Annotated in this window: 1 protein-coding gene; it reads right to left on the bottom strand. The window is 45.6% G+C overall.

Going from position 1 to position 463, the window contains the following annotated elements; genetic code table 11:
- Positions 1 to 463 (bottom strand): transposase (locus H5200_RS23440; RefSeq protein ID WP_182762894.1); only part of this gene is annotated, 463 nt, incomplete at both ends.

Here is a 463-nt window from a genome sequence, read left to right as displayed (position 1 = left end):
ATCAACTCTTCGCTCAGGCTATCTTGTGATTGGTGACGTTCGATAATACGTTTACTCGCGCGTTCTAGTTTTGCTTTTTTACGCCCTAGCTCATCGAATGTGCCGCTCCATTCTTTACTCGCATTCGATTTCAATTTGCATCCATCAATGGCAAACATGTTACGACCTATCAAGCCTTCTTCGTCGCATATCATCAGTACTTGCGTAAACAGCGGTTCAATCTGTTCGTGCATTTTGGCCACGAATCCCGCTACAGATGTGTAATGAGGTTGAATATCACCCGACACACTCATGAACAAAATATTCGTCTCACACGCCTTAGCAATACGGCGGCTGCTGATCAAACCATGTGCATAGCCGAGCAAAATAATCTTTAACATCACTGACGGCGGATACGCCGCCGCGCCTGTTTTGTCGTTGTTATACCACGCGTCAAAGCCCGACAAATCGAGTTTATTTTCGA

Source organism: Pseudoalteromonas sp. SG43-7 (assembly GCF_014164295.1).
Taxonomy (GTDB): Bacteria; Pseudomonadota; Gammaproteobacteria; order Enterobacterales; family Alteromonadaceae; genus Pseudoalteromonas; species Pseudoalteromonas rhizosphaerae.
Note: the sequence above shows the minus strand (reverse complement) of the source record. Positions and strands in the feature narration are given on the sequence as shown.